Origin of the sequence: Pseudoalteromonas sp. GABNS16E (assembly GCF_028598715.1) — a bacterium.
Classification (GTDB): Bacteria; Pseudomonadota; Gammaproteobacteria; order Enterobacterales; family Alteromonadaceae; genus Pseudoalteromonas; species Pseudoalteromonas atlantica.
In genome coordinates, this window is the sequence record NZ_JAQREZ010000020.1 from 46,088 (window position 1) to 67,416 (window position 21,329).

The following is a 21,329-nucleotide window of genomic DNA, read 5'->3' on the forward strand; positions in this document are numbered from 1 at the left end:
GCACACAGCATTTATGCTGTGTGCCTTTATCATTTTTCACTTGGTTTATAAGTCTTGATGCGGACCAAACACTTCGTAATGAATATGCTCGTTTTTAACACCTAGTGCCAGTAACTGGCTTTTCACAAACGCCATAAACACAGCGGGGCCGCATAAGTAAAAATCGCCATATGTAAGAGGTAACTGTGCTTTTATGGCAGTTAAGTCCATTAACCCTGTAAAATCAGCCCCTTCACTACTTTGATTAAACCACGTAATAGTTTGCAAGCTGTTATAAGCCGCACTTAATTCATTTAAATAGTGTGCAAACGAGTGCTGCTGCGTATTTTCGCACGCATGTAAATACATAATATTTTGCTTAGAGTTATCGCTTAATAGCGTTTCGAGCATCGCAAGCATTGGGGTTTGCCCTACACCTGCTGAAATAAGTACCGCTGGTTTTTTACTATTTCGTAAAAAGAAATCTCCTGCAGGCGGGTACAGTTCAACTACGTCGCCTTGAGCTAGTGAGTGTAAATAATTAGACACCATGCCAGGCTTTGGCTGTAGCTCTTTTTTAACGCTAATACGGTAGTTTTTACCATTGGCTTTTTGTGAAATAGAATACTGGCGAATCTCTTCATATTCAGCGCCCGCTGGTTTAACTTTAACCCCTAAATATTGGCCAGGTTTATGGGTAATCACCGCTTTGCCATCTATAGGCGTTAGTGTAAAACTTGTGACGAGTGCTGATTCAGCCTGTTTGTTGGTTATTTCAAATTGGCGCGTGCCCGCCCATCCGCCGTGTTTATTTTTACTGTGCTCATATAAAGCCGCTTCTTCGGTAATACAAATATCAGCAAGCAGTGCGTAAGCTTCACGCCATGCGTATTCTACATCTGGTGTAAACTGCTCTGGTATTAGCTCTTTTAAGGTGCCAATTAAGTGAGCACCAACAATGGGGTAGTGCTCTGGTAAAATATTTAAACTGGTGTGTTTATGGTTAATGCGCGCTAATGCCTCTTTTAACACCGCTAAGTTATCAATGTTTTGGGCGTATGCCGCTAAGGCGTTAAACAAAGCAAATTGCTGGCGCCCGGTGTTTTGGTTGGTCATATTAAAAATATTTTTAAGCTCTGGGTTATGGCTAAATAGTCGCTTATAAAAATGATCGGTCACAACCGTGCCGGCTTGCGTTAATAACGGAACAGTGCTTTTAACAATCTCAATGGTTTTATCAGATAACATAATGTAGTCCTGTAGGTAAACTAACCACGGCGCCCATCAACACGACGGCGCGTTAATATAGGTGTGCAGTAAATTAAAAATAACAAAAAAGCCACTAACCACAGCAAGGCACTGATCTGCCAAGCAAAGTGTGGCGCAATAATTAAGGGGAGTATGGAGCGAGTAATAGCTGCCACCAGCACAAACGCAAAAGCAACAGATATATATTTAGGTGTATTAAGCGTACGCCCTGTATGCCCTAGCGATACACGGGTCATCATGGCTAAAATCATCATCCCTATTGTGCCAATAGTGATAAGGTGGAGCGCATCTTTAAAATGTACTTCGCTTGTGTAAAAGCTCATTGCAATCATCATTAAGCCAACACCTAAAGCAAAATAAGAAAAATGCAAAGACCATAATAAAGGCACTTTTAGCACGTTTGCATGCCACCAAAGTTTTGCGCGAATTAAGTGAAGCGCAGCCACTATTGCAACAATGAATGCAGGGCTAATTGAGCTTAAAAATAATTTACTGATAAAAAATAAAGTAATTGCCAATATTGATAAATACAGCATTGCTTTATCAATTTTAGAAGTGTGTACTTGCTCGCTAAGCGCTAGGCCTTTAGCAGTAAAAAAAGGAATAACCCGCCCTGCTACAATGCCGACCAGTAAACTGACAACCAGTACCGCAGTGTCAACCACAGCTAATGCAAGCCGCATGTTGTTATTTAAAACAAGTAGTAAATAAAGAGTATTAAGGGCGCACAACACGCTTAAAATAACTAAAAACGGGTAATTATTTTTACTGCGTGCTGTTAATAGCATATTAGCCAGTGCCGTAATTGCCCCAAGCCACCATGCTAGCTGTAGCAAAGTAACAAGCCATAAATTAGCATTAGCAAAATCAGCCAGCTTTATAAAAAATGCTAAACGAGCACTTATCCATACAAAAGTAAGTAGCATAAGTGCTTTGCCACTTATACTTTCAACGCCTGTCCAAGTTTGTGCCGCCGTAAGTAAAAAACCGACTGCTACCACTCCTGCAAAGCCAAATAGCATTTCGTGCGCGTGCCAAAGTGTGGCTGGCATGGTTAAGTGCCAACTAGCATAGCCCGTTAAAATAAGTAACCAATACCCTATCGATAAAAATGCCAGCAAACCGCCTGCTAAAAAGTAGGGTCTAAATGCAAGCATCCATAACGGCCATTTTGTTACGTGATGAATAGCTATGTGCGCTGGCATTGGCTCTGTTAAATTTAGTGGGCGCATTAGCGTACTTCCTGCCCTAAACCATGTTGAGCAACACAACGCAGCACATAACTAACTTTTAAAATAGCTGCCACTACAATCGTACTAATATGCGCTGATATTTGTACCTGCATCGAAAAGTGCTCTGCGTACGGGTAACTAATTAAAATGCTCACAACCATACAAATACCGCTAAGCCCTAATACTGTATTAGCAGTAAATAATAGCGTTCTAAAAAATGCGCCTAACTCAACCTGGTTGTTTACATTATTTAGTGTAAGTGTGTTCATAACTACCTCAGTAACCATTAACGTCACTTAGCTATTACACATAACGTGCCAATAAAATAAAACATTAATATTCAGCAAGTTAAATATAAACACTTTACAAATTGAGTCTTTATGACACACTCTAATTTAAATCATAAAAACACGAATAGGTCATTTTGACATGAACCAGCAATTCAACCTTACCCAAGTGGCTTTAGAGCTTGCCCAAAGCACGCTGCACGAGCACAGCTTTGATCAATTATTGGCAACGGTTGAACGTGTAATACCTAGCGATGCCAGCGCATTACTTGTCGTGCAGGGCGAGCAACTTAAACCCTTAGCCATCAAAGGTCTGATGCCCGACAGCCTTGGCAGGCGCTTTAAAATAGCAGAGCACCCACGATTAGCGGCCATTTGTAGTGCAAGCCACGCATTACAGTTTGCACACGACTGCCCCCTGCCCGACCCATACGACGGCCTACTGCTGGCCAAAACGGGCGATATTCCTGTGCATGCTTGCTTAGGCTTACCCCTTTACGATAAAAGCACTTTGCTAGGCGTGCTTACATTCGATAGCTTAAACGCAAATGCCTTTAGCAGAATTAGCGCAGATACACTCAGTACCTTACAAACACTGTGCAGTGCGCATTTTAAAACAGCCCTAGAGCTTGCCTATTACAAACACCATGCACAGCATTCAAACGCCCTTGTACAAGCGCTAACGCGTGATGCGCTTACTCGCGATGGCGGCGAAATTATTGGCCAAAGCCCTGTAATGCAAACGCTTAAAAATGAAATAAAACTCGTAGCGGCCTCTAATTTTAGTGTATTGGTGTTAGGAGAAACGGGCGTAGGAAAAGAGCTAGTAGCGCGTAATATTCACTTAAATTCTGCCCGAAAAGATCAACCGCTGATTCACTTAAATTGTGCTTCACTCCCCGAAAACCTTGCAGAGAGTGAGTTTTTTGGCCACGCCAAAGGCTCATTTACTGGCGCACAAAATGCCCGCCAAGGTAAGTTTCAGCTAGCTGATGGTGGCACGTTATTTTTAGACGAAATTGGCGAGCTACCATTGGCTATGCAAAGCAAATTATTGCGGGTGTTGCAAAGTGGTGAAATACAAACAGTGGGAGAAGACACGCCAAAATATGTGGATGTAAGGGTAATAGCAGCCACTAATCGTGATTTAAAACATGAGGTAGCGCAAGGCCGCTTTAGAGCCGATTTATATCACCGGCTAAGTGTTTACCCTATTACCGTGCCGCCACTTAATAAACGCGAGCACGACATAACTTTATTGGCTGGTTATTTTATTGAACAAACTGCCCGTAAATTAGGTATAAAACAATTAAAGCTAAGCACTGAAGCGCAAGTATTGCTCAACCAATACAGTTGGCCTGGTAATGTACGCGAGCTTGAACATGTTATTAGCCGCAGCGCATTAAAAGCTAAACAAAGCCAGTGGCAAAACCCAATAATAACAATTACAAGCGAGCACTGCGATTTAGCCCAACAACCAAACAACAACGCGCACGTTAGCACGCCAATTACCGCCCACATTGCTCATCATCAGCCCTTAAAACAAGCCGTTGAATCTTTGCAATTTACAGTTATAACCGAGCAACTAAAGCAGCATAATTATAACTGGGCAGCAACTGCAAGAGTGCTGGAACTCGACAGAGCCAACCTAGTTAGGCTTGCCAAACGCTTAGGCATTAAAGTTAAAAAAACTATTTAACGTGTGGCATGTTACTAAAGTAGGTTTTTAATAACGCAGCAAAGGCTTGCACTTTGGCCGTGCGGTGTACTAAATGGTGAGTAACCAACCAAGAGTCAAACTCCCAATGTAATTTGTCGTGCAATATAGGCACTACGTCGGGGTTATTTTCTATCGCGCTTTGATGCAACCCCCCTATGCCTAAGCCTTTAATAACCGCGCGCGCCGCTTCTGAGGTTTCTGATACTCTTAATTTAATTTGCGACTGAGGAATAAACTCATCAACCCAGCTAAAGTACGGTACACGCGCATTAAATCCCGCAATACCCGATATAAAATTATGCTGCTTTAAGTCATCTAAGGTTTTTGGCATGCCGTGTTTAGCAATATAACGTTTGTGAGCATAGAGGCCGGCCGATAGCTTAGCTAAGTGCTGCGCTATATAGTCGCCTTCATCAGGTTTGGGGCCTACACGTATTGCTATATGAGCTTGTCCGTGGTCAAGCCTTAGGCGCTTTTGCTCTAAAATCACTTCTAGCTGCACTTGCGGGTGCAATGTTTGAAACTGCTCACACACGTTGCTTAGCATATCCATAAAACCACTTACGGTAGTCAGTAACAAGCTCCCTCTGAGCTCACTATCGGCTGCGGCAATGGCATTATGTAAACCTTCGAGTGAGTTATCTATTGCTTGTGCGGTTTCAAATAATTTTGCCCCGCTTTCGGTTACTTTATATCCGCGCGCATGGCGATGAAATAACCGTACATTTAAGTTTTTCTCTAAGTTATTTATGCGCCTCAACACTGTGCTATGGTGCACACTTAGTGCCTCTGCTGCGGCGGTCAAAGTACCTAGCCTTGCCACTTCAAAGGCAACTTTTACGTCTTGCCAGTCGTCAAATTTTATTGCCACGCTACCCGCCTTCTACTTATGTGCATATACGCACATAAGTGTTGCGTTTATTCGGGTTTTCTACAAGCAAAAATTTGCTACATTAGTGTCATACCCAACTAATAAAAGGTCTTAATCATGTCAGCACCAAAAATTATCGCGCTCGCGGGTAGCCTGCGTAAAGATAGCTTTAACCAAAAACTCATTAACGAAGCAGCTCGTTTTGCTCTGCAAACAGGTGCTGAAGTGGAAGTAATTACACTCGCCGAGTTAAATTTGCCATTATTTAGCGAAGACATTGAAGCGCAAGGCACACCTACCGATGCACAACTATTAAAAGATAAACTGCGTAATGCTGATGGTATTTTACTGGCAAGCCCAGAGTACAACGGCTCAATTACTGCTGCACTTAAAAATGCAATTGATTGGGCATCGCGAACTGAGCAAGGCGCAGTCCCCGCATTTCGCAACAAAGTAGTGGCGTTATTTGCTACATCACCAGGTGGTTTGGGTGGTTTGCGCGGCTTAAACCATGTACGCGATATTTTAAGTGGGATTGGCTCGTTAGTACTTGCCGATCAGCTCGCTATCCCATCAGCATTTACTGTATTTGACGAAGATGGAAAAATTAGCGACCCAACCACTGCAGAAAAAGTTAGCGTATTAACGCAGCAGCTCGTTTCTATTGCTAGTAAATTAAGCTAATTTTTACGATTGTGTCGCTGCTAATTTAGCAGCGATAAAATCGGTGTGCGCTACATATAAAAGCCCAGCCACTTTGCGTATTACATACTCTTCTTGAGGGTCTATCTCTCCATCGGCATACGCCAATCGCCATAATAGCTCAATTATTTCAATGCGCTGCGCCGCACTGCAGTGATCGTTAATCTGCTTAGAAAATTGAAAGTAATCAATAGCCCCATCTAAGCTACCAGCGGCATTAGTGGTGAGCTCATCAACTTCCGATTCTGTTAAATTAAAGTATTTTTTTAAGGTTACAGTCAGGGTGTGTTGTTCATCATGGTCGAGCTTAGAATCAGCACGCATTACTTCAATAAGCAGCGCAGCAACCGCTGTTTTTAGATCATGCTGCTCTATGCTTGGCTGTTGCTCGTCAAAAGCGGCAAACAGTTGTTTTATTTGTTTGAACATCACATATTCTCTTTTTGGGTGTTAGACTTAACTTAAATACATCGCACTTAATGCTTTATTAATGGGTATTAAGTTCGCAAATTAAAGGATACATTTTTATGAAAGGCTTATACACACCGCATTTAGTTGTTGGCGCTGCATTGCTAGCCTTTTCTGGTATAGGGAGCGCCTTTGCAGAAGTGGGCGAAAAAGAAAAGTCATACGACTTTGATAACAAAGTACATTACTACCAAACCAAAATTGGTGAAGACAACTATAAAATAGAAATACAATCAGACGACTACAAACACTTTGCTAATCAAAGTATGTTTTTACTGCGCCACGCAGACAGATTATGCCGCGGCAGAACCTTTATGTTAAAAGTGCTTGAAGGCGTGCAAGAGTACGAACGTTTTCCTACTAAACCACGCGCTTATCAACCACCATTAAACGTTTTACTACAATGTGACGCACCCGAGAAAAAAGAAAAATAGTTTATTTTTCGTAGCCCCACGGCGCTGCTGGTGGAGTAATTGGTTTAGTTAAATCAAAGTCCACCTTAAACTCGCGCCCTTGGCGAATTAACCGATACGTAAAAACCTCAGGATAAATATACATTTGCCATGTATTACCTGCCGACTGCGCTATCCCTTGTGCTACAAATAACTCTTTAGAGTATTGATCGGCCGGGAAAGACTGCATTTGTGCAAAACCCGCATCAAGGGTATGACCGCCATACATAGTTGAAACATCGTCGCTGCCATCTTCATGGCGATGATCGTGCTTTAAGCTCAAACCACTGCCCGTTTTAGTAATGATCCATGTACGCGATGCATCATCTCCCACATGAAATGGTACTTGCAGCTCGCTATCAGTACATTTGCGTACATGCATAATTAGTTTTTTATTCTCGAATGAGCTTGGGCCTTTTGCGTTATCTACGCTTACTTTGCCCTCAAACGCTTTACCACAATGCGCAGCTATATTATTAAAAAATGCATCGTGTGTTGGTATAGATACCAAAGGCGCAGGACGCGCGATAGCCGCTGTTGAGGCAAGTAATAACGTTGCTGCCGTTAATAATTTCATAAAGTACTCTTATAATAGTTTTTTAATACCATAGCGGTTTAAGTTAATAATGGGAAATAGCTGCGACAAGTGGCTTTTCTGCTCTGTTTTTCATTAATGTTAAAAGTGAATAATGGAAGTCTTGAAAAATCACCTCACCCCATATTCGCGAATAAACACCAAAATTTGTATTATCTTGCACAGTCGTTTTTAAAGTTAAAATCGTATTGCCGCTTTTATCTTCACTTAACGCATACCCACCATAAAGAGGTGAAAAGTATTCGCCGCCTAGTTTTACGTGTTTATCGAGTGCATCATCGGGAATAGCATCAGGGTCTATCTCAAATCTATAAAGCATCTGTTTATTTGGCTGCCAATCCGTAATCACTTCTTTAAATGTAACTCCTTTTTGCCATTTACTCGTTCTAACAGCCCCAACCCCCTTAGCATTCATATTTGCCTCTAAAGGTTTAGGTACACCTATTAATTGGGTAAGCGAAAATGGCAATTCTTGTGGCTCTATGGTGCTTACATTTGCAAGCTGCTGCCATACACGATTTATAGGCGCTTCAATAACTATAGAGTTGGTTACTTCATACGTTTTTGATAAGTGTAAATAATTTACCTCAATAGGTGAGAGCAATACAGGAAGCAAAGCTATTGAAAGTAAAGGCCTGTTAGCGTTTTTTGTTTGACGGTTTTTAATAAAGCCTGCCAGTAAACCACCCATACTTGCAAAGAGCATAAAGGCAGGCAAAGCCATTGCCACACAAATACTGCCTTCAAGCAGTGTAATAACGCTTACAAGTAAAAAAACAAAAATTGGCTGCCAAGCAATTGTCACCATTTGCCTTTTAGTTAATGTATTTGAGCTTTTAAATTCAAAATGAATACGAATATAGCCAATTGCAACGGGCACTAAAAACATAAATGAAATAGATACAAGGCTACTTAAATTATAAGTATCAAGCAGCTCCACAAACAGCCGCATAAATATGCCGTAAAGCGTACCAAGTAAAATACCAATTGATTTAGGAGATTGAATTTGCATTGAATTTCTTATTATTTGAGTAACCATTGAACCTAGCAGATGCGCTATTTCAGTTCAATTAAAATACATAAACCACTACTTAGACTAAAGGATAACAGCCTTGTTTTTACAATGTTTCACCAAATTAGAACACATAAAAAACAAATCAACACACTGATTTTAAACAAAATATACTTTACATTTAAGAATGCCAACACAATGATTTAGCATAAAATAAAGCCATACACGACCTTTTGCCTATACATTCCTGAGTAAAAGCTGATCTACTCTGCTCCTTCACTATTCATTTGCTTTAACAAAAGCCGTATTAATAAATAAGCAACGAGTAACAGGAGGGACTATGTCAGTAACCCCAAAGGGTAACGAGCCAGAAAAAACAAGCGCACCGCACGTAGATGATGCCAACAGCTATCAAAATAAGCATAAACCAAGTTCAGAATTTAATACCCGCGACGAATACCTAGAGCACGAGCTGCAAATTATGCAGCCTAAGCGCTGGCGGCCTAATTTACCATTTAGAGACTACCGCTTTGAATTTGAAGACACGATTCCTGCCATGGCGGGCACCATTGGTAAAGTCGTTATGGTGGGTGCTATTGCCGCTACTTTTGCAGCGCCACTGGGTTTAAGTGATGCGTTTGTGTTAGAAAACGTACGCTATGAATTACTGATTGTTTCTATTTTTATTATTTTGTTTTCAGGCTTTATCTTACCTACCGCTAACTTAGCGGGTACTCATGGGCCACTTATTCCTCTTATTCCTATTGTGGTTGCCGCTGGCGGCCATCCTATGGCGTTTGGCTTACTGATTGGTGCCTTTGGCTTTATTTTAGCCATAACCAAAGGAGGGAGCTTGCTGGCACGCTTAACCAGTAAAGGTGTGTGCGGGGGCTTACTTATATATTTAGGCTTTATTGGCACAATTTCGCAGGTTAAAAAGCTGTTTGCATGGGCTGAGGCCATAGATATGGCGCACATTGCATTTATTGTTATTTTGGCGACCATTTTATTGTATGCGTTACTTGAGCACTTTAAAAAGCGCTGGTTAGCTGTGCCGCTTAGCTGCCTTATTGGCGGTGTGGTTGCATTTGCACTCGGTGCGCCGTTTGAATTTAATACCGCGCCGGGCTTACCAAATATGAACCCAGCTTATTGGTGGGGCGAAAACACAGGCTGGATGCTTGGCTTACCTACGCTTGAAAGCTTTGTGGTTGTGCTGCCATTTGCGGTATTGGCTGTGGCTATGTGGTCCCCGGATTTTTTAGGGCATCAAGTATTTCAAAAAATTAGTTACCCGCAACGCACTGAAAAAGTTCAAATGAACATAGACGACACCATGCTAAGCGCATCGGTTAGACAAACCTTTGGCTCGCTGGCCGGTGGTGCTAACTTTACCTCATCCTGGGGGACTTACATTGTCCCTGCCGCTATTGCTAAACGCCCTATCCCGGCGGGCGCCATTTTAACAGCCGTATTTTGTATTATTGCGGGTTTATGGGGCTACCCAATGGATTTAGCCATTTGGCAACCCGTGCTGTGTGTTGCGCTTATTGTAGGTGTGTTTATTCCGCTGCTTGAGGCGGGTATGGAAATGACACGCGAAGGTAAAACAACGCAATCGGCCGCTATTGTTGTGTTTGCGTCAAGCTTGGTTAACCCTGCTTTTGGTTGGTCACTGACTATGCTGCTTGATAACTTAGGCTTAATTGGCTGTAAAGAGCGCAGTGCTAATTTAACTAAAATGAGCCGCTGGGTTATTCCGCTAATTATGTTTGTTATTTTAACTACCGTTATGGCTATTGTTGGTATGCTGCCAGGCATACCTGCGCTAATGGCAGATTTTAGACATTAATAATTTGAAGAGTTAAACATAAAAAAAGCGCGGCTTATATACTCAGCCGCGCTTTGTTTTCATATGTAATTAATTGCTTTTCGTTACTGCCAAGGGCGCTCAGCAGCAAGTTGTTTTTCAAACGCATCAATTTGTGGATTTAGCGTTTCGGTCACACCAATAAAATCTAAGCCACTTAATAAACGCTCTTTTACGTCTTTACGAATATCAAAACTAATTGGCGCAAACTTATCGCTTGTTAGTGTTTGGTTTTCAAGATCGATTTGAATGTTTATATCGTCGTGCTGCTCGCTAAGTACAAACAATTGCTCAAGCGTATCAGCGGGTAGCGCAATGGCTAGCATTTGGTTGTTGCCACAGTTATTAAAGAAAATATCAGCAAAGCTTTCCGCTAAAATTACTTCAAAACCATATTGCTTAAGCGCCCACGGTGCATGCTCGCGTGATGAGCCACAACCAAAGTTGTCGCGCGTTAATAATATTTGCGCGCCTTGGTAGCATGGGCGGTTTAAAATAAAATCAGGATTTGGTTCGCCGTTTTCTAGGTAACGCCAATCATAAAACAGTGCTGCATCAAAACCATCACGGCTAGTTGATGTTAAAAACTGCTTTGGAATAATTTGGTCTGTATCTACATTGTTTTTATCAAGTGGGGCCATTAAGCCACTAAAAAATACGCTCATTAGGCTTCTCCTCTTATATCAACAAAGTGACCATGTATTGCAGCAGCGGCTGCCATTGCTGGGCTTACTAAGTGCGTACGCCCGCCACGGCCTTGGCGGCCTTCAAAGTTACGGTTAGAGGTAGATGCACAGCGTTTGCCCGCTTCTAAGCGGTCGTCGTTCATTGCTAAACACATTGAACAGCCCGGCTCGCGCCACTCAAAACCTGCCGCTTTAAAAATATCGGCTAAGCCTTCGTCTTCGGCTTGCTTTTTAACAAGGCCAGAGCCCGGTACGATAAGTGCTTCAATGCCTGCGACTACTTGCTTGCCTTCAACAATTTTTGCCGCGGCACGTAAATCTTCAATACGGCTATTAGTACACGAACCAATAAAGACTGTATCTACTTTTGCGCTTGATAATTTATCGCCGGCTTTTAAGTCCATGTATCTAAGTGCGCTGCGTATAGCATCGGCTTTAATTAAATCTGGTTCTTGGTCAGGATCTGGTATGCATTCATCAACGCCAATTACTTGCTCTGGGCTTGTACCCCACGTAATTTGCGGCTGAATGTCGTCAGCTTCAAGCTCAACACTCAAGTCAAACTCTGCGCCTTTATCTGATTTTAAGGTTTCCCAGTATTCAACTGCGGCGTCAAAGTCAGCGCCTTTAGGTGCAAATGGGCGACCTTTTAAGTAATCATACGTGATTTGATCTGGTGCTATTAAACCTGCTTTTGCACCCATTTCAATACTCATGTTACATAACGTCATACGGGCTTCCATTGAAAGTGCTTCAATGCCTTCACCACAAAATTCAGCAACATAACCTGTACCGCCAGCTGTACCTAACTTACCAATAACCGCCATAATTAAATCTTTAGAGGTTACAGTTGGGCGAAGCACACCATTAATTTGAATTTTTAACGATTTTGCCTTTTTTTGCTGTAGCGTTTGCGTTGCTAATACATGCTCAACCTCAGAAGTACCAATACCGTGCGCTAATGCGCCAAACGCGCCATGCGTAGAAGTATGGCTATCACCACATACAATGGTAGTGCCAGGTAAGGTAATACCTTGTTCAGGCCCCATTACATGCACTATGCCTTGGTTAATTGAGTTTAAATCGTAAAGTACAATGCCAAACTCTTTACAGTTAGCATCAAGTGCCATTAACTGGTTTTTAGATACTTCGCTTGCGGCATCAAGTGATCGGCTTTTAGTCGATACGTTATGATCCATTGTTGCAAAGGTTTTTTCTGGGCAACGTACCGTACGGTTTTTTTCACGTAGGCCTGCAAAAGCCTGTGGTGATGTCACCTCGTGTACTAAATGACGGTCAATATAAAGTAAATCAGTTTGCTCGTTTATGCTGGCAACGGTATGTGCTTGCCAAATTTTGTCGTATAACGTTTGGGCCACTTGCTAATTCCCTACTTTGTTAAATCGCAGCATAACGGTGCTGCGATTTATATATTAAATACGTGAAACGATGGCAGCTGCCACATCGCTTGTGCTGTATCCACCTTGTGGGTAGATATCTGGCGTGCCAACGCCTGCTTCTACGGCTTCGGCTACGGCTTTTTCAATGGTGCGCGCAGCTTCGTCTTGGCCTAATGAGTAACGTAGCATAAGTGCAGCACTTAAAATTTGTGCAATCGGGTTTGCAACGCCTTTGCCTGCAATATCTGGTGCTGAGCCACCGGCTGGTTCGTACAAACCAAAGCCCGATTGATTCAAGCTTGCCGATGGTAATAAACCCATTGAGCCTGTGATCATTGCACACTCATCTGACAAAATATCCCCAAATAAGTTATCGCAAAGTAGCACGTCAAACTGGCTAGGCTGTTTAACTAATTGCATAGCTGCGTTATCTACGTATATGTAATCTAGGCTGACTTCTGGGTAGTCTTTGCTTACTTCGGTAACTACTTCACGCCATAATACGCTTGATGCAAGTACGTTTGCTTTATCAACCGATGTTACATGGTTACTACGTAATTTTGCTGCCTCAAAGGCAAAACGGGCAATGCGTTCAATTTCTTTACGCGAGTAAGTTTGTGTATCAAATGCAGCTTCTTCAGCGCCTTCGCCGCTTCGGCCTTTTTCACCAAAGTAAATGCCGCCAGTAAGTTCGCGTACACATAAAATATCAAAGCCTTTTTCGCTAATATCTGCACGTAATGGCGATGCTGCGCTAAGCGCTGGTAAAAGTTGTGCTGGACGTAAGTTACAAAACAAACCAAAGTGCTTACGAAGCGGTAAAAGCGATGCACGCTCAGGTTGCTCGTTAGGGGGTAGGTTTTCCCATTTTGGGCCACCTACTGAGCCAAATAAAATGGCATCGGCGTTTTCACACGCGCTTAGCGTTTTTGGTGGTAATGCTTCACCAAATTCGTCAATGGCTGCGCCACCAATAGCATGATGCTGACGGTTCAGGGTAAAACCAAACTTATTGCTTACAGCATCAAGTACTTGCTCTGCTGCTGCCATTACTTCTGGGCCAATACCGTCGCCTGCTAATACGGCAACGCTGTAGTTTGTTTTACTCATCCTGCTTTCCTTTGTTGTTTTAAATCAGACACTTTTTGTGCACGATAAATTAAGTTGTAAACACGGATCATGGCGCGTACCGACGCCTCTACCACATCCGCAGCAATACCCGCACCGTGATAAGGGCGACCATCGTATTTAGCAATAATGTTTACTTGACCAAGCGAACTTGCGCCTTGACCAGTGGCTTCTAAATTGTATTCAATCATTTCAACGCTCATACCAGTTAAGCGCTCAATAGCCGCAAATGAGGCTTCAACAGGGCCATTACCTGTAGCAGCTTCTTGTTTTGCTTCGCCATCAATTAACATTCCAATGGTAGAGCTGGCTACCGACTGTGAGTTAGACGCTGAGTTTACAAACTCTAATTGGTATTTTTCGTCTTTGTCGTTAATTTGATTAAAGTAAATCATGGCTTCAAGGTCGTAATCGTATACGGTGCCTTTTTGATCAGCTAACGCTAAAAAGCTCTCGTATAAGCTGTCCATATCGTAGTCAGCTTTTTGATAACCTAACTCTTCTAAGCGGTGCTCAATAACATGACGACCCGAACGCGAGGTCATATTTAATTGGTTATTTGGCACACCGACGCTTTCTGGCGACATAATCTCATAAGTATTTTGCGCTTTTAATACGCCATCTTGGTGAATGCCCGAGCTATGTGCAAAGGCGTTTTCGCCCACAATCGCTTTATTTGGCTGTACCGGCATATTGCATATTTTTGCCACTTGGCGAGATGCGCGATAAATTTCTTCGCTTTTAATATCGGTGTGTACGTTTAAGTGGTCTTTGCGCATTTTCATGATCATCGCCACTTCTTCAAGCGAGCAGTTACCCGCACGCTCACCAATACCATTTATTGTACACTCAATTTGGCGAGCACCTGCTTGTACCGCGGCTACCGAGTTAGCTACAGCTAAACCTAAATCGTTATGACAATGTACACTTAAACGCGCTTTATCTATATTCGGCACGTTATTCATTAAATGGCGGATCATTGCGGCGTATTCGTCTGGCGTTACAAAGCCAACGGTATCAGGTAAATTAATAGTAGAGGCACCGGCGTTAATTGCCTGCTCAACAATTTTACATAAATCCCAGTGCGGCGTACGCCCTGCATCTTCACACGAAAACTCAACATCATCAGTGTAGTTACGCGCTAATTTAATTGATTTAACCGCCATGGCCGTTGCATCGTCTAGGCTCATACGTAATTTGTGTTCAAGGTGCAAAGGGCTTGTGGCAATAAAAGTATGAATACGGCTTTGCTGTGCTGTGCGAAGTGCCTCACCACAGGCTTCAATGTCTTTTGCTACTGAACGTGCTAAACCACAAATAATTGGGCCTTTAACCTCGGTTGCAATACGTTGCACCGAGCGAAAATCAGCGGGGCTCGAAACCGGAAAACCCACTTCCATCACATCCACGTTCAAGCGGCTAATAGTATGCGCTAGCTGAATTTTATCGTCTTCTGTAAGGCTTGCTTTAAGTGCCTGCTCGCCATCACGTAAGGTGGTATCAAAAATCCATACTTTATCTTTGTCTTGCATAACTGCCCCTCATTCCTCTGTTACCCAAATTTCAATTTATCCCAGCCGCGAGATAATAAAAAACCCCGCAATTGCGGGGTTTTTAGTGTTTAACTCGATGCAAACACACTAATCCCCGCTCACTGACCATAGCAGTAAGAGGTTAAGTTTTAGTGTAATTAAACGAATATTTTGCATCTTGTTTCTTGTGTGTGTGTTCAGTGAGGCCTATTTTTAACATTACAAAGCAGTTGGTGCAAGCATAAATATTCCAAACAAAGGAATAAAAACCCCACATTGAAGAAATTTATATACCCAAAAATAGTATATTCAGGTTTTATAAATCACACGGATAGACTTTTTAGCTTAAATTAATGTGTTGAGTAAACTTGCGTGCTTAGATTAACTTATTGCTAATTTTTTAAGCTAAACCTGATTATTTGTTTCACGAATATAATGACCTGCACCGCGGGTAATATAACGCAGCTGCCAAATAACCCGCTCAATGAGTTCTTCGCGTTGTTGACCTTCTATATCAAGTGCTTCAGCGCCGGCATTAAATACCAGTGTTACCATGGCTTCGGCCTGAATATAAGCATGAATTGAATCACACTTGGTTTCGCTTTCTAAATAATGCGCAAGCTCTAAAATAAAGTGTTTTACCTCACGCGCTACGGCGGCTCTAAAGGCTTTTGAGGTGCCAGAACGTTCTCGCAGCAGTAATCTAAATTGGTTGCTTGAGTTATCAATAAACTCCATAAAGGTAACAACCGAGGTATTTATTACGCTACCACCACTGGCTATACGTCTGCGAGCTTGGCGCATAAGCTGGCGAAGGGTTAAGCCTGCTTCGTCTACCATGGTTAAACCTAGTTCGTTCATATCTTTAAAGTGGCGATAAAAAGAGGTGGGGGCAATACCGGCTTCGCGGGCAACTTCGCGTAAGCTTAAATTAGAAAAACTATGATCAGCACTAAGCTGATTAAATGCCGCCTCAATTAAGGCTTGTCGTGTTTTTTGTTTCTGTTGTGCTCTAACACCCGACATCCACAGCTCCCTGAGTAATTTTATATGAAGTTTTAATGATAATTAGCCGAATTGTCTAGTCTAATACTTGACGCCAAGAGATTGAAACACTATTTTAGCTTACAGTTGTACGCTGAGAGTAAAAACGATGAATAAACCACCGATTATTTGGACAAACGTCCTATTTTTTAGCCTAACCTTTTTGGCGGCTGTCACACTTGTACCCTGGTACGGCATTAGTTACGGATTTACCAGCGCGCATTGGATTGCATTTGTAGGCTGTATGTTTTACGCAGGCCTATCTATCACTGCCGGATACCACCGATTATGGGCGCATAAAGCCTATAACGTACACCCTGCAATAGAATTTATTTTTGCTCTTGGTGGCGCATTTGCTTTGCAAAACAGTGCGTTGCACTGGAGTAGCGATCATCGTATACACCACGGCCAAGTAGATGACCCAGTAAAAGACCCTTACGCCGCAACTAACGGCTTTTGGTACAGCCATATTGGCTGGATGCTACGTGATTACCAAGGCGATAGTTATAACGATTACAGTAATTGTCGCGATTTACAGCGCAATAAAATTGTTATGTGGCAGCATAAACACTACTTAAAGCTTGTTATAGCCATGAATGTCGGTTTACCGCTTGTGCTTGGTTTATTAGTAGGCGATGTGTGGGGTATGCTACTACTTGCAGGTTTATTACGCTTAGTATTGAGCCAGCACTTTACCTTTTTCATTAATTCATTGGCTCATATTTGGGGATCACGCCCATACACTGAGAAAAACACTGCACGCGATAATGGCTTTTTAGCGTTATTTACTTATGGCGAGGGTTACCATAACTTTCACCATATTTTTGCAAGCGATTACCGTAACGGTATTAAGTGGTTTCATTATGACCCAACTAAATGGATGATTCGCTCTTTAGCAGCGCTCGGTTTAGCCAGTAAATTAAAGCGCACCCCGGTTGAGCGCATAGAAAAAGCCAAAGCCGAAACGCTAATGAGTAAAACGCAAACGCGCCTTTCAAAATTGCCTTTAGCGCAAGATAAGCTTACATTATTACAACAAGAGTACGATTTACTGCTGAAAAAGCTGCAAAATTACTGTTCACTACAAAAACAAGTGTTAGAAGGTAAAAAAAATAACATGGCAAAGCAGTGTGAACAATCAGCATTAATGACACAATACCATGAGCTGGAAGCCGCCTGGGAGAATCAAAAACAGGCATGGCTAGCACTTAATGCGAGGTTATTAAAAGCCTCTTTTAATTAATTTAGGAGTGGCTGTGGCCAAACAACCAGAACAGAAAAAAGCACCCGTAAGTTTCCAATATGACGCAATAATTATTGGTACGGGCCCTGGCGGTGAAGGCACCGCCATGAACCTATCTAAAAACGATAAAAAAGTAGCGGTTATTGAGCGCCAACAAGCTGTTGGCGGTGGCTGTGTACATTGGGGAACAATTCCTTCAAAAGCATTACGCCACTCGGTTAGCCGCTATATTGAATACAAAGCAAACCCACTTTTTAATGTTGGCGAGCGCCCTAGCCGCTTAACGTTTCCTGATATTTTAAGCCATGCAAGTTCTGTTATTTCTAAGCAGTCAAACTTACGTAGCAGCTTTTACGACCGTAACCGCATTCATATGTACCAAGGCGATGCGAGCTTTGTAGATAAACACACGGTTGAAATTAAGCGCTTTGATGGCTCAGCAGAGCGTATTACCGCTAAAACTATTGTGATTGCTACCGGCTCACGCCCATACCGCCCACCTGAAGTCGACTTTAGCCATTCACGTATTTACGACAGCGATACTATTTTAGGCCTAGAGCACGACCCACAACGTGTACTTATATACGGTGCGGGTGTTATTGGCTGTGAATACGCTTCAATCTTTAAAGGCTTAGGCGCTAAGGTAGATTTAGTAAACACGCGCGACCGCTTATTGGCCTTTATGGATGCAGAAATTTCTGACGCGCTTAGCTACCACTTTTGGAATAGCGGTATTGTTATTCGTCATAACGAAGAGTTTGACCGTATAGAAACGCGCTCAGATTGCGTTGTAATGCATTTAAAATCGGGCAAGCGTGTAAAAGCCGACTGTATTTTATTTGCTAACGGGCGCACAGGTAATACCGATACGCTAAACCTTGAAGCTATTGGTTTAAAAGCCGATGGTCGAGGCCAGCTTAAAGTCAACGAAATGTACCAAACTGAGGTAGACAACGTTTACGCAGTAGGTGATGTAATTGGCTACCCAAGCTTAGCGAGTGCAGCATTTGATCAAGGCCGTATAGCTGCCGATGCTATTGCCTGCGGTAATTGCGAAGATAAGCTAATTATAGATATACCGGCCGGTATTTATACTATTCCTGAAATGAGTTCGGTAGGTAAAACAGAGCAACAGCTAACCGCTGCAAAAGTACCGTATGAAGTTGGTCGTGCTCAGTTTAAGCACTTAGCTCGTGCGCAAATTGCGGGCACAGAAGTTGGTAGTTTAAAAATATTGTTTCACAGTGAAACAAAAGAAGTACTTGGCGTGCATTGCTTTGGTGAGCGTGCCTCAGAAATTGTTCACATTGGCCAAGCCATTATGGAACAAAAAGGGGCAGGCAACACTGTTGACTACTTTGTAAATACCACATTTAACTACCCAACGATGGCAGAAGCCTACCGTGTTGCGGCGTTAAATGGATTAAATAGGTTATTTACATAAGCCTATAACCGCGCAGCAAAAAGCCCGCTAATTAGCGGGCTTTTTAATAGCTATTAATACCACGGTTGTTATTTGTGGTATTGCGCGCTTAGCTCATGTACTGCATTAATAAATACACCGGCGTTTTCTGGGTCTACATCTGGCGTAATACCGTGGCCTAGGTTAAATACGTGGCCATCACCTGTGCCAAAGTCTTCTAAAATAGTGCCTACTTCTTGGCGGATACGATCAGGCGTACCGTGCAGCATTGACGGGTCCATATTCCCTTGCAATGCAACTTTATCGCCTACACGGCGTTTAGCGTCGCCAATATTAATAGTCCAATCAAGACCTACTGCATCACAGCCTGTTGCTGCAATTGCTTCAATCCACTGACCACCATTTTTGGTAAATAGTGTTACCGGCACTTTACGGCCGTCGTATTCGCGAATTAAACCATCAACAATTTTATGCATGTATTGCAGTGAGAATTCGTTGTAATCGCGCGGGCTTAATACGCCGCCCCACGAGTCAAATACCATTAACGATTGCGCACCAGCTTTTACTTGCGCGTTTAAGTAATCAATGACTGAATCAGCTAGTTTATCTAGTAATAAATGTAGTGTTTGCGGCTCTGCAAACGCCATTTTTTTAATTTTACCAAATACTTTACTGCTTCCACCTTCAACCATGTAAGTTGCTAGTGTCCACGGTGAACCCGAAAAGCCAATTAGTGGCACTTCGCCTTTAAGTTCACGGCGAATAGTACTTACTGCGTTCATTACATAGCCAAGCTCGTCAGTTGGGTCTAGCTTAGGAATCTTTTTAACATCAGCAAGTGACGAAATAGGGTTTTCAAATTTAGGGCCTTCACCGGTTTCAAAGTACAAACCTAAACCCATAGCATCGGGAATAGTTAAAATGTCACTAAATAAAATAGCAGCATCTAACGGGTAACGGCGAAGTGGTTGTAGTGTTACTTCACATGCAAGCTCAGCATTACGGCACAGGCTCATAAAATCGCCCGCTTGTGCACGTGTAGCACGGTACTCTGGTAAATAGCGTCCTGCTTGGCGCATCATCCATACCGGTGTTACATCAACGGGTTGTTTTGCAAGTGCACGTAAATAACGGTCGTTTTTTAATTCGCTCATAGCGTAAATAATCCTGAGGCTTATAGAAATTGTTCAAGATTGTACCACCATATTCTCCGGCTCTCTATCGCTAAGCTCGTAAAACATGTGTTACAGCTAACAGAACCTAGTTTGTTGCTTATTTAGTCACATTTGAGCATTAAATAACCAAAAAGAACTAACAATAAAAACTTTTTGTTAATATGTTTGCAACATAACAAAAACCTTGGTATTGTTTGTCCCGCTTTAACAAGAACAATAATAAAAATCTTAAACAACAATAACAAAAATATTTATAATAAAAATAACAAAAATCTTCTATAACAATAAGAAAGCTTGTATTAACAGGCCAAAACAAGAAATTAAGCCACCTTAACCGGTGGTTTTTTCTTGCCTGCAATAAAATAATAATTTACCTACAATAAATACACACGTGCACCAGCTCATACCTTTTACTTGTTGATATACACTTAAATAAAATATATCTTGATGTATAAGAAAATTTAAATTTAACCATAAAAGTGACCCAGCTTAGGAGAACAGTAATGCTGACGCGCGTAGAGAAAGCTCAACAAAAATGGGGTGGTAGCCATACTGTCATTGATAAATGGTTAAACGAGCGCCAAGAGTTAATTGTACTTTATTGTAAAATGGCTGGGTTTTCGCCATACGACAAAAAAGATCACGCCTTACCAGAGCCAGAACAAATTCAATCATTTTGCCAAATTTTAATGGATTACTTATCTGCCGGCCATTTTGAAGTGTACGATGACATTGCAAAAGCCTGCGAAAGCAAGGGCCTTGAAAGCCAAGAGCTGGCAAATACAATTTACCCGCGCATTTCTAGCACAACAGATATTGCTTTAGACTTTAACGATAAATACGCAGAAGTAGATAAAGAGGACTTATTAGCAGAGTTTGATAACGATTTGTCGGTACTTGGCGAAACGTTAGAAGCGCGTTTTGAACTAGAAGATGAGCTAATAGATAATTTGTTTTCTAACCACACAGATTAATAAAATAGCTTACAAAAAAGGGACCGTTATGGTTAATGCCGATCAGTTAAGAAATATTTTAATGATCAGTTGACCGATCTTCTATAGATGTAAGAATCCGATGAGCATTTGCCATCGGATTTTTTTATGAATATTAAAATAGCTTTAGACACCGCATTTAATGCCAGTACCCAATTTCATTCGTTTGAAAAACTCTCATCACTTCTAGATCCATCTATTATTGATGAGGCTTTTGTTGAAGCGGGAGTCGCAACCGTCAGAAAGCGT

The 21,329-nt window shown here is 42.1% G+C and carries 20 protein-coding genes; 7 read left to right on the top strand and 13 right to left on the bottom strand.

From position 1 onward, the window contains the following. Nucleotides 1-45: 45 nt before the first annotated feature. The 3 genes from hmpA to PSI06_RS10115 are packed head-to-tail and all read right to left on the bottom strand — an operon-like array spanning nucleotide 46 to nucleotide 2,749. A complete protein-coding gene (gene hmpA, locus PSI06_RS10105; protein WP_273603675.1) occupies nucleotides 46-1,227 on the bottom strand; it encodes an NO-inducible flavohemoprotein in 1,182 nt (393 codons plus the stop codon). A 20-nt stretch (nucleotides 1,228-1,247) separates the two neighbouring features. Further along, entirely contained in the window at nucleotides 1,248-2,480 is a 1,233-nt protein-coding gene (locus tag PSI06_RS10110) for an NnrS family protein (RefSeq protein ID WP_273603674.1), read from the bottom strand. Then, a complete protein-coding gene (locus PSI06_RS10115; protein WP_273603673.1) occupies nucleotides 2,480-2,749 on the bottom strand; it encodes a hypothetical protein in 270 nt (89 codons plus the stop codon). The genes PSI06_RS10110 and PSI06_RS10115 overlap by 1 nt, the downstream gene beginning before the upstream one ends. 160 nt (nucleotides 2,750-2,909) lie before the next feature. On the opposite strand from PSI06_RS10115, the gene norR reads away from it, so the two are divergent. Next, nucleotides 2,910-4,466 (top strand): nitric oxide reductase transcriptional regulator NorR, encoded by a 1,557-nt coding sequence (norR, locus tag PSI06_RS10120; RefSeq protein ID WP_273603672.1) that lies wholly within the window; start codon nucleotides 2,910-2,912, stop codon nucleotides 4,464-4,466. On the opposite strand, the gene PSI06_RS10125 is transcribed toward norR, so the two are convergent. Beyond that, a complete protein-coding gene (locus PSI06_RS10125) occupies nucleotides 4,459-5,358 on the bottom strand; it encodes a LysR family transcriptional regulator (RefSeq protein ID WP_004589379.1) in 900 nt (299 codons plus the stop codon). The genes norR and PSI06_RS10125 overlap by 8 nt on opposite strands. A 117-nt stretch (nucleotides 5,359-5,475) precedes the next feature. Between PSI06_RS10125 and PSI06_RS10130 the strand changes: the two genes are divergently transcribed. Then, on the top strand, nucleotides 5,476-6,042 hold the full coding sequence (locus tag PSI06_RS10130; RefSeq protein ID WP_004589380.1) for an NADPH-dependent FMN reductase: 567 nt from the start codon (nucleotides 5,476-5,478) through the stop codon (nucleotides 6,040-6,042). A gap of 3 nt (nucleotides 6,043-6,045) precedes the next feature. On the opposite strand, the gene PSI06_RS10135 is transcribed toward PSI06_RS10130, so the two are convergent. Next, nucleotides 6,046-6,489: a tellurite resistance TerB family protein gene (locus PSI06_RS10135; protein ID WP_004589381.1), complete on the bottom strand. Its 444-nt coding sequence runs from the start codon at nucleotides 6,487-6,489 to the stop codon at nucleotides 6,046-6,048. 98 nt (nucleotides 6,490-6,587) lie between these two features. Between PSI06_RS10135 and PSI06_RS10140 the strand changes: the two genes are divergently transcribed. Then, nucleotides 6,588-6,962, top strand: a complete 375-nt coding sequence (locus tag PSI06_RS10140; RefSeq protein WP_004589382.1) for a hypothetical protein — start codon at nucleotides 6,588-6,590, stop codon at nucleotides 6,960-6,962. A 1-nt stretch (nucleotide 6,963) separates the two neighbouring features. Here the strand turns inward: PSI06_RS10140 and PSI06_RS10145 are convergent, their stop codons facing one another. Together PSI06_RS10145 and PSI06_RS10150 are read right to left on the bottom strand one after the other, a co-directional pair. After that, the gene (locus PSI06_RS10145; RefSeq protein WP_004589383.1) at nucleotides 6,964-7,557 is read right to left on the bottom strand and encodes a hypothetical protein; all 594 of its coding nucleotides are present in this window, start codon (nucleotides 7,555-7,557) and stop codon (nucleotides 6,964-6,966) included. Between the two features lie 43 nt (nucleotides 7,558-7,600). Next, nucleotides 7,601-8,587 carry a hypothetical protein gene (locus tag PSI06_RS10150; RefSeq protein WP_004589384.1) on the bottom strand — a complete coding sequence of 329 codons (987 nt, stop codon included), beginning with the start codon at nucleotides 8,585-8,587 and terminating at the stop codon, nucleotides 7,601-7,603. A 340-nt stretch (nucleotides 8,588-8,927) separates the two neighbouring features. Between PSI06_RS10150 and PSI06_RS10155 the strand changes: the two genes are divergently transcribed. Continuing rightward, entirely contained in the window at nucleotides 8,928-10,439 is a 1,512-nt protein-coding gene (locus tag PSI06_RS10155) for a DUF3360 family protein (protein ID WP_004589385.1), read from the top strand. A gap of 83 nt (nucleotides 10,440-10,522) precedes the next feature. Here the strand turns inward: PSI06_RS10155 and leuD are convergent, their stop codons facing one another. The 5 genes from leuD to fabR form a co-directional block, all read right to left on the bottom strand. Then, nucleotides 10,523-11,122, bottom strand: coding sequence for a 3-isopropylmalate dehydratase small subunit (leuD, locus tag PSI06_RS10160; protein WP_004589386.1), 600 nt, complete (start codon nucleotides 11,120-11,122; stop codon nucleotides 10,523-10,525). Continuing rightward, nucleotides 11,122-12,522, bottom strand: coding sequence for a 3-isopropylmalate dehydratase large subunit (gene leuC, locus PSI06_RS10165; RefSeq protein WP_004589387.1), 1,401 nt, complete (start codon nucleotides 12,520-12,522; stop codon nucleotides 11,122-11,124). The genes leuD and leuC overlap by 1 nt, the downstream gene beginning before the upstream one ends. Before the next feature lie 54 nt (nucleotides 12,523-12,576). Further along, nucleotides 12,577-13,653: a 3-isopropylmalate dehydrogenase gene (gene leuB / locus PSI06_RS10170; protein WP_004589388.1), complete on the bottom strand. Its 1,077-nt coding sequence runs from the start codon at nucleotides 13,651-13,653 to the stop codon at nucleotides 12,577-12,579. Then, nucleotides 13,650-15,203 carry a 2-isopropylmalate synthase gene (gene leuA / locus PSI06_RS10175; protein ID WP_004589389.1) on the bottom strand — a complete coding sequence of 518 codons (1,554 nt, stop codon included), beginning with the start codon at nucleotides 15,201-15,203 and terminating at the stop codon, nucleotides 13,650-13,652. The genes leuB and leuA overlap by 4 nt, the downstream gene beginning before the upstream one ends. 405 nt (nucleotides 15,204-15,608) lie before the next feature. Beyond that, complete coding sequence (gene fabR / locus PSI06_RS10180; RefSeq protein WP_004589390.1) at nucleotides 15,609-16,229, bottom strand: HTH-type transcriptional repressor FabR; 621 nt, start codon at nucleotides 16,227-16,229, stop codon at nucleotides 15,609-15,611. A 127-nt stretch (nucleotides 16,230-16,356) separates the two neighbouring features. Here fabR and PSI06_RS10185 point away from each other — a divergent pair, with 127 nt between their 5' ends. Both PSI06_RS10185 and sthA read left to right on the top strand, forming a co-directional pair. After that, nucleotides 16,357-17,490: an acyl-CoA desaturase gene (locus tag PSI06_RS10185; protein WP_004589391.1), complete on the top strand. Its 1,134-nt coding sequence runs from the start codon at nucleotides 16,357-16,359 to the stop codon at nucleotides 17,488-17,490. A gap of 13 nt (nucleotides 17,491-17,503) precedes the next feature. Beyond that, the gene (gene sthA, locus PSI06_RS10190; protein WP_004589392.1) at nucleotides 17,504-18,934 is read left to right on the top strand and encodes a Si-specific NAD(P)(+) transhydrogenase; all 1,431 of its coding nucleotides are present in this window, start codon (nucleotides 17,504-17,506) and stop codon (nucleotides 18,932-18,934) included. A 68-nt stretch (nucleotides 18,935-19,002) separates the two neighbouring features. On the opposite strand, the gene hemE is transcribed toward sthA, so the two are convergent. Further along, entirely contained in the window at nucleotides 19,003-20,067 is a 1,065-nt protein-coding gene (hemE, locus tag PSI06_RS10195) for a uroporphyrinogen decarboxylase (protein WP_024033935.1), read from the bottom strand. A 524-nt stretch (nucleotides 20,068-20,591) separates the two neighbouring features. Here hemE and PSI06_RS10200 point away from each other — a divergent pair. Further along, nucleotides 20,592-21,062 (top strand): Rsd/AlgQ family anti-sigma factor, encoded by a 471-nt coding sequence (locus tag PSI06_RS10200; RefSeq protein WP_004589394.1) that lies wholly within the window; start codon nucleotides 20,592-20,594, stop codon nucleotides 21,060-21,062. Nucleotides 21,063-21,329: the final 267 nt, after the last annotated feature.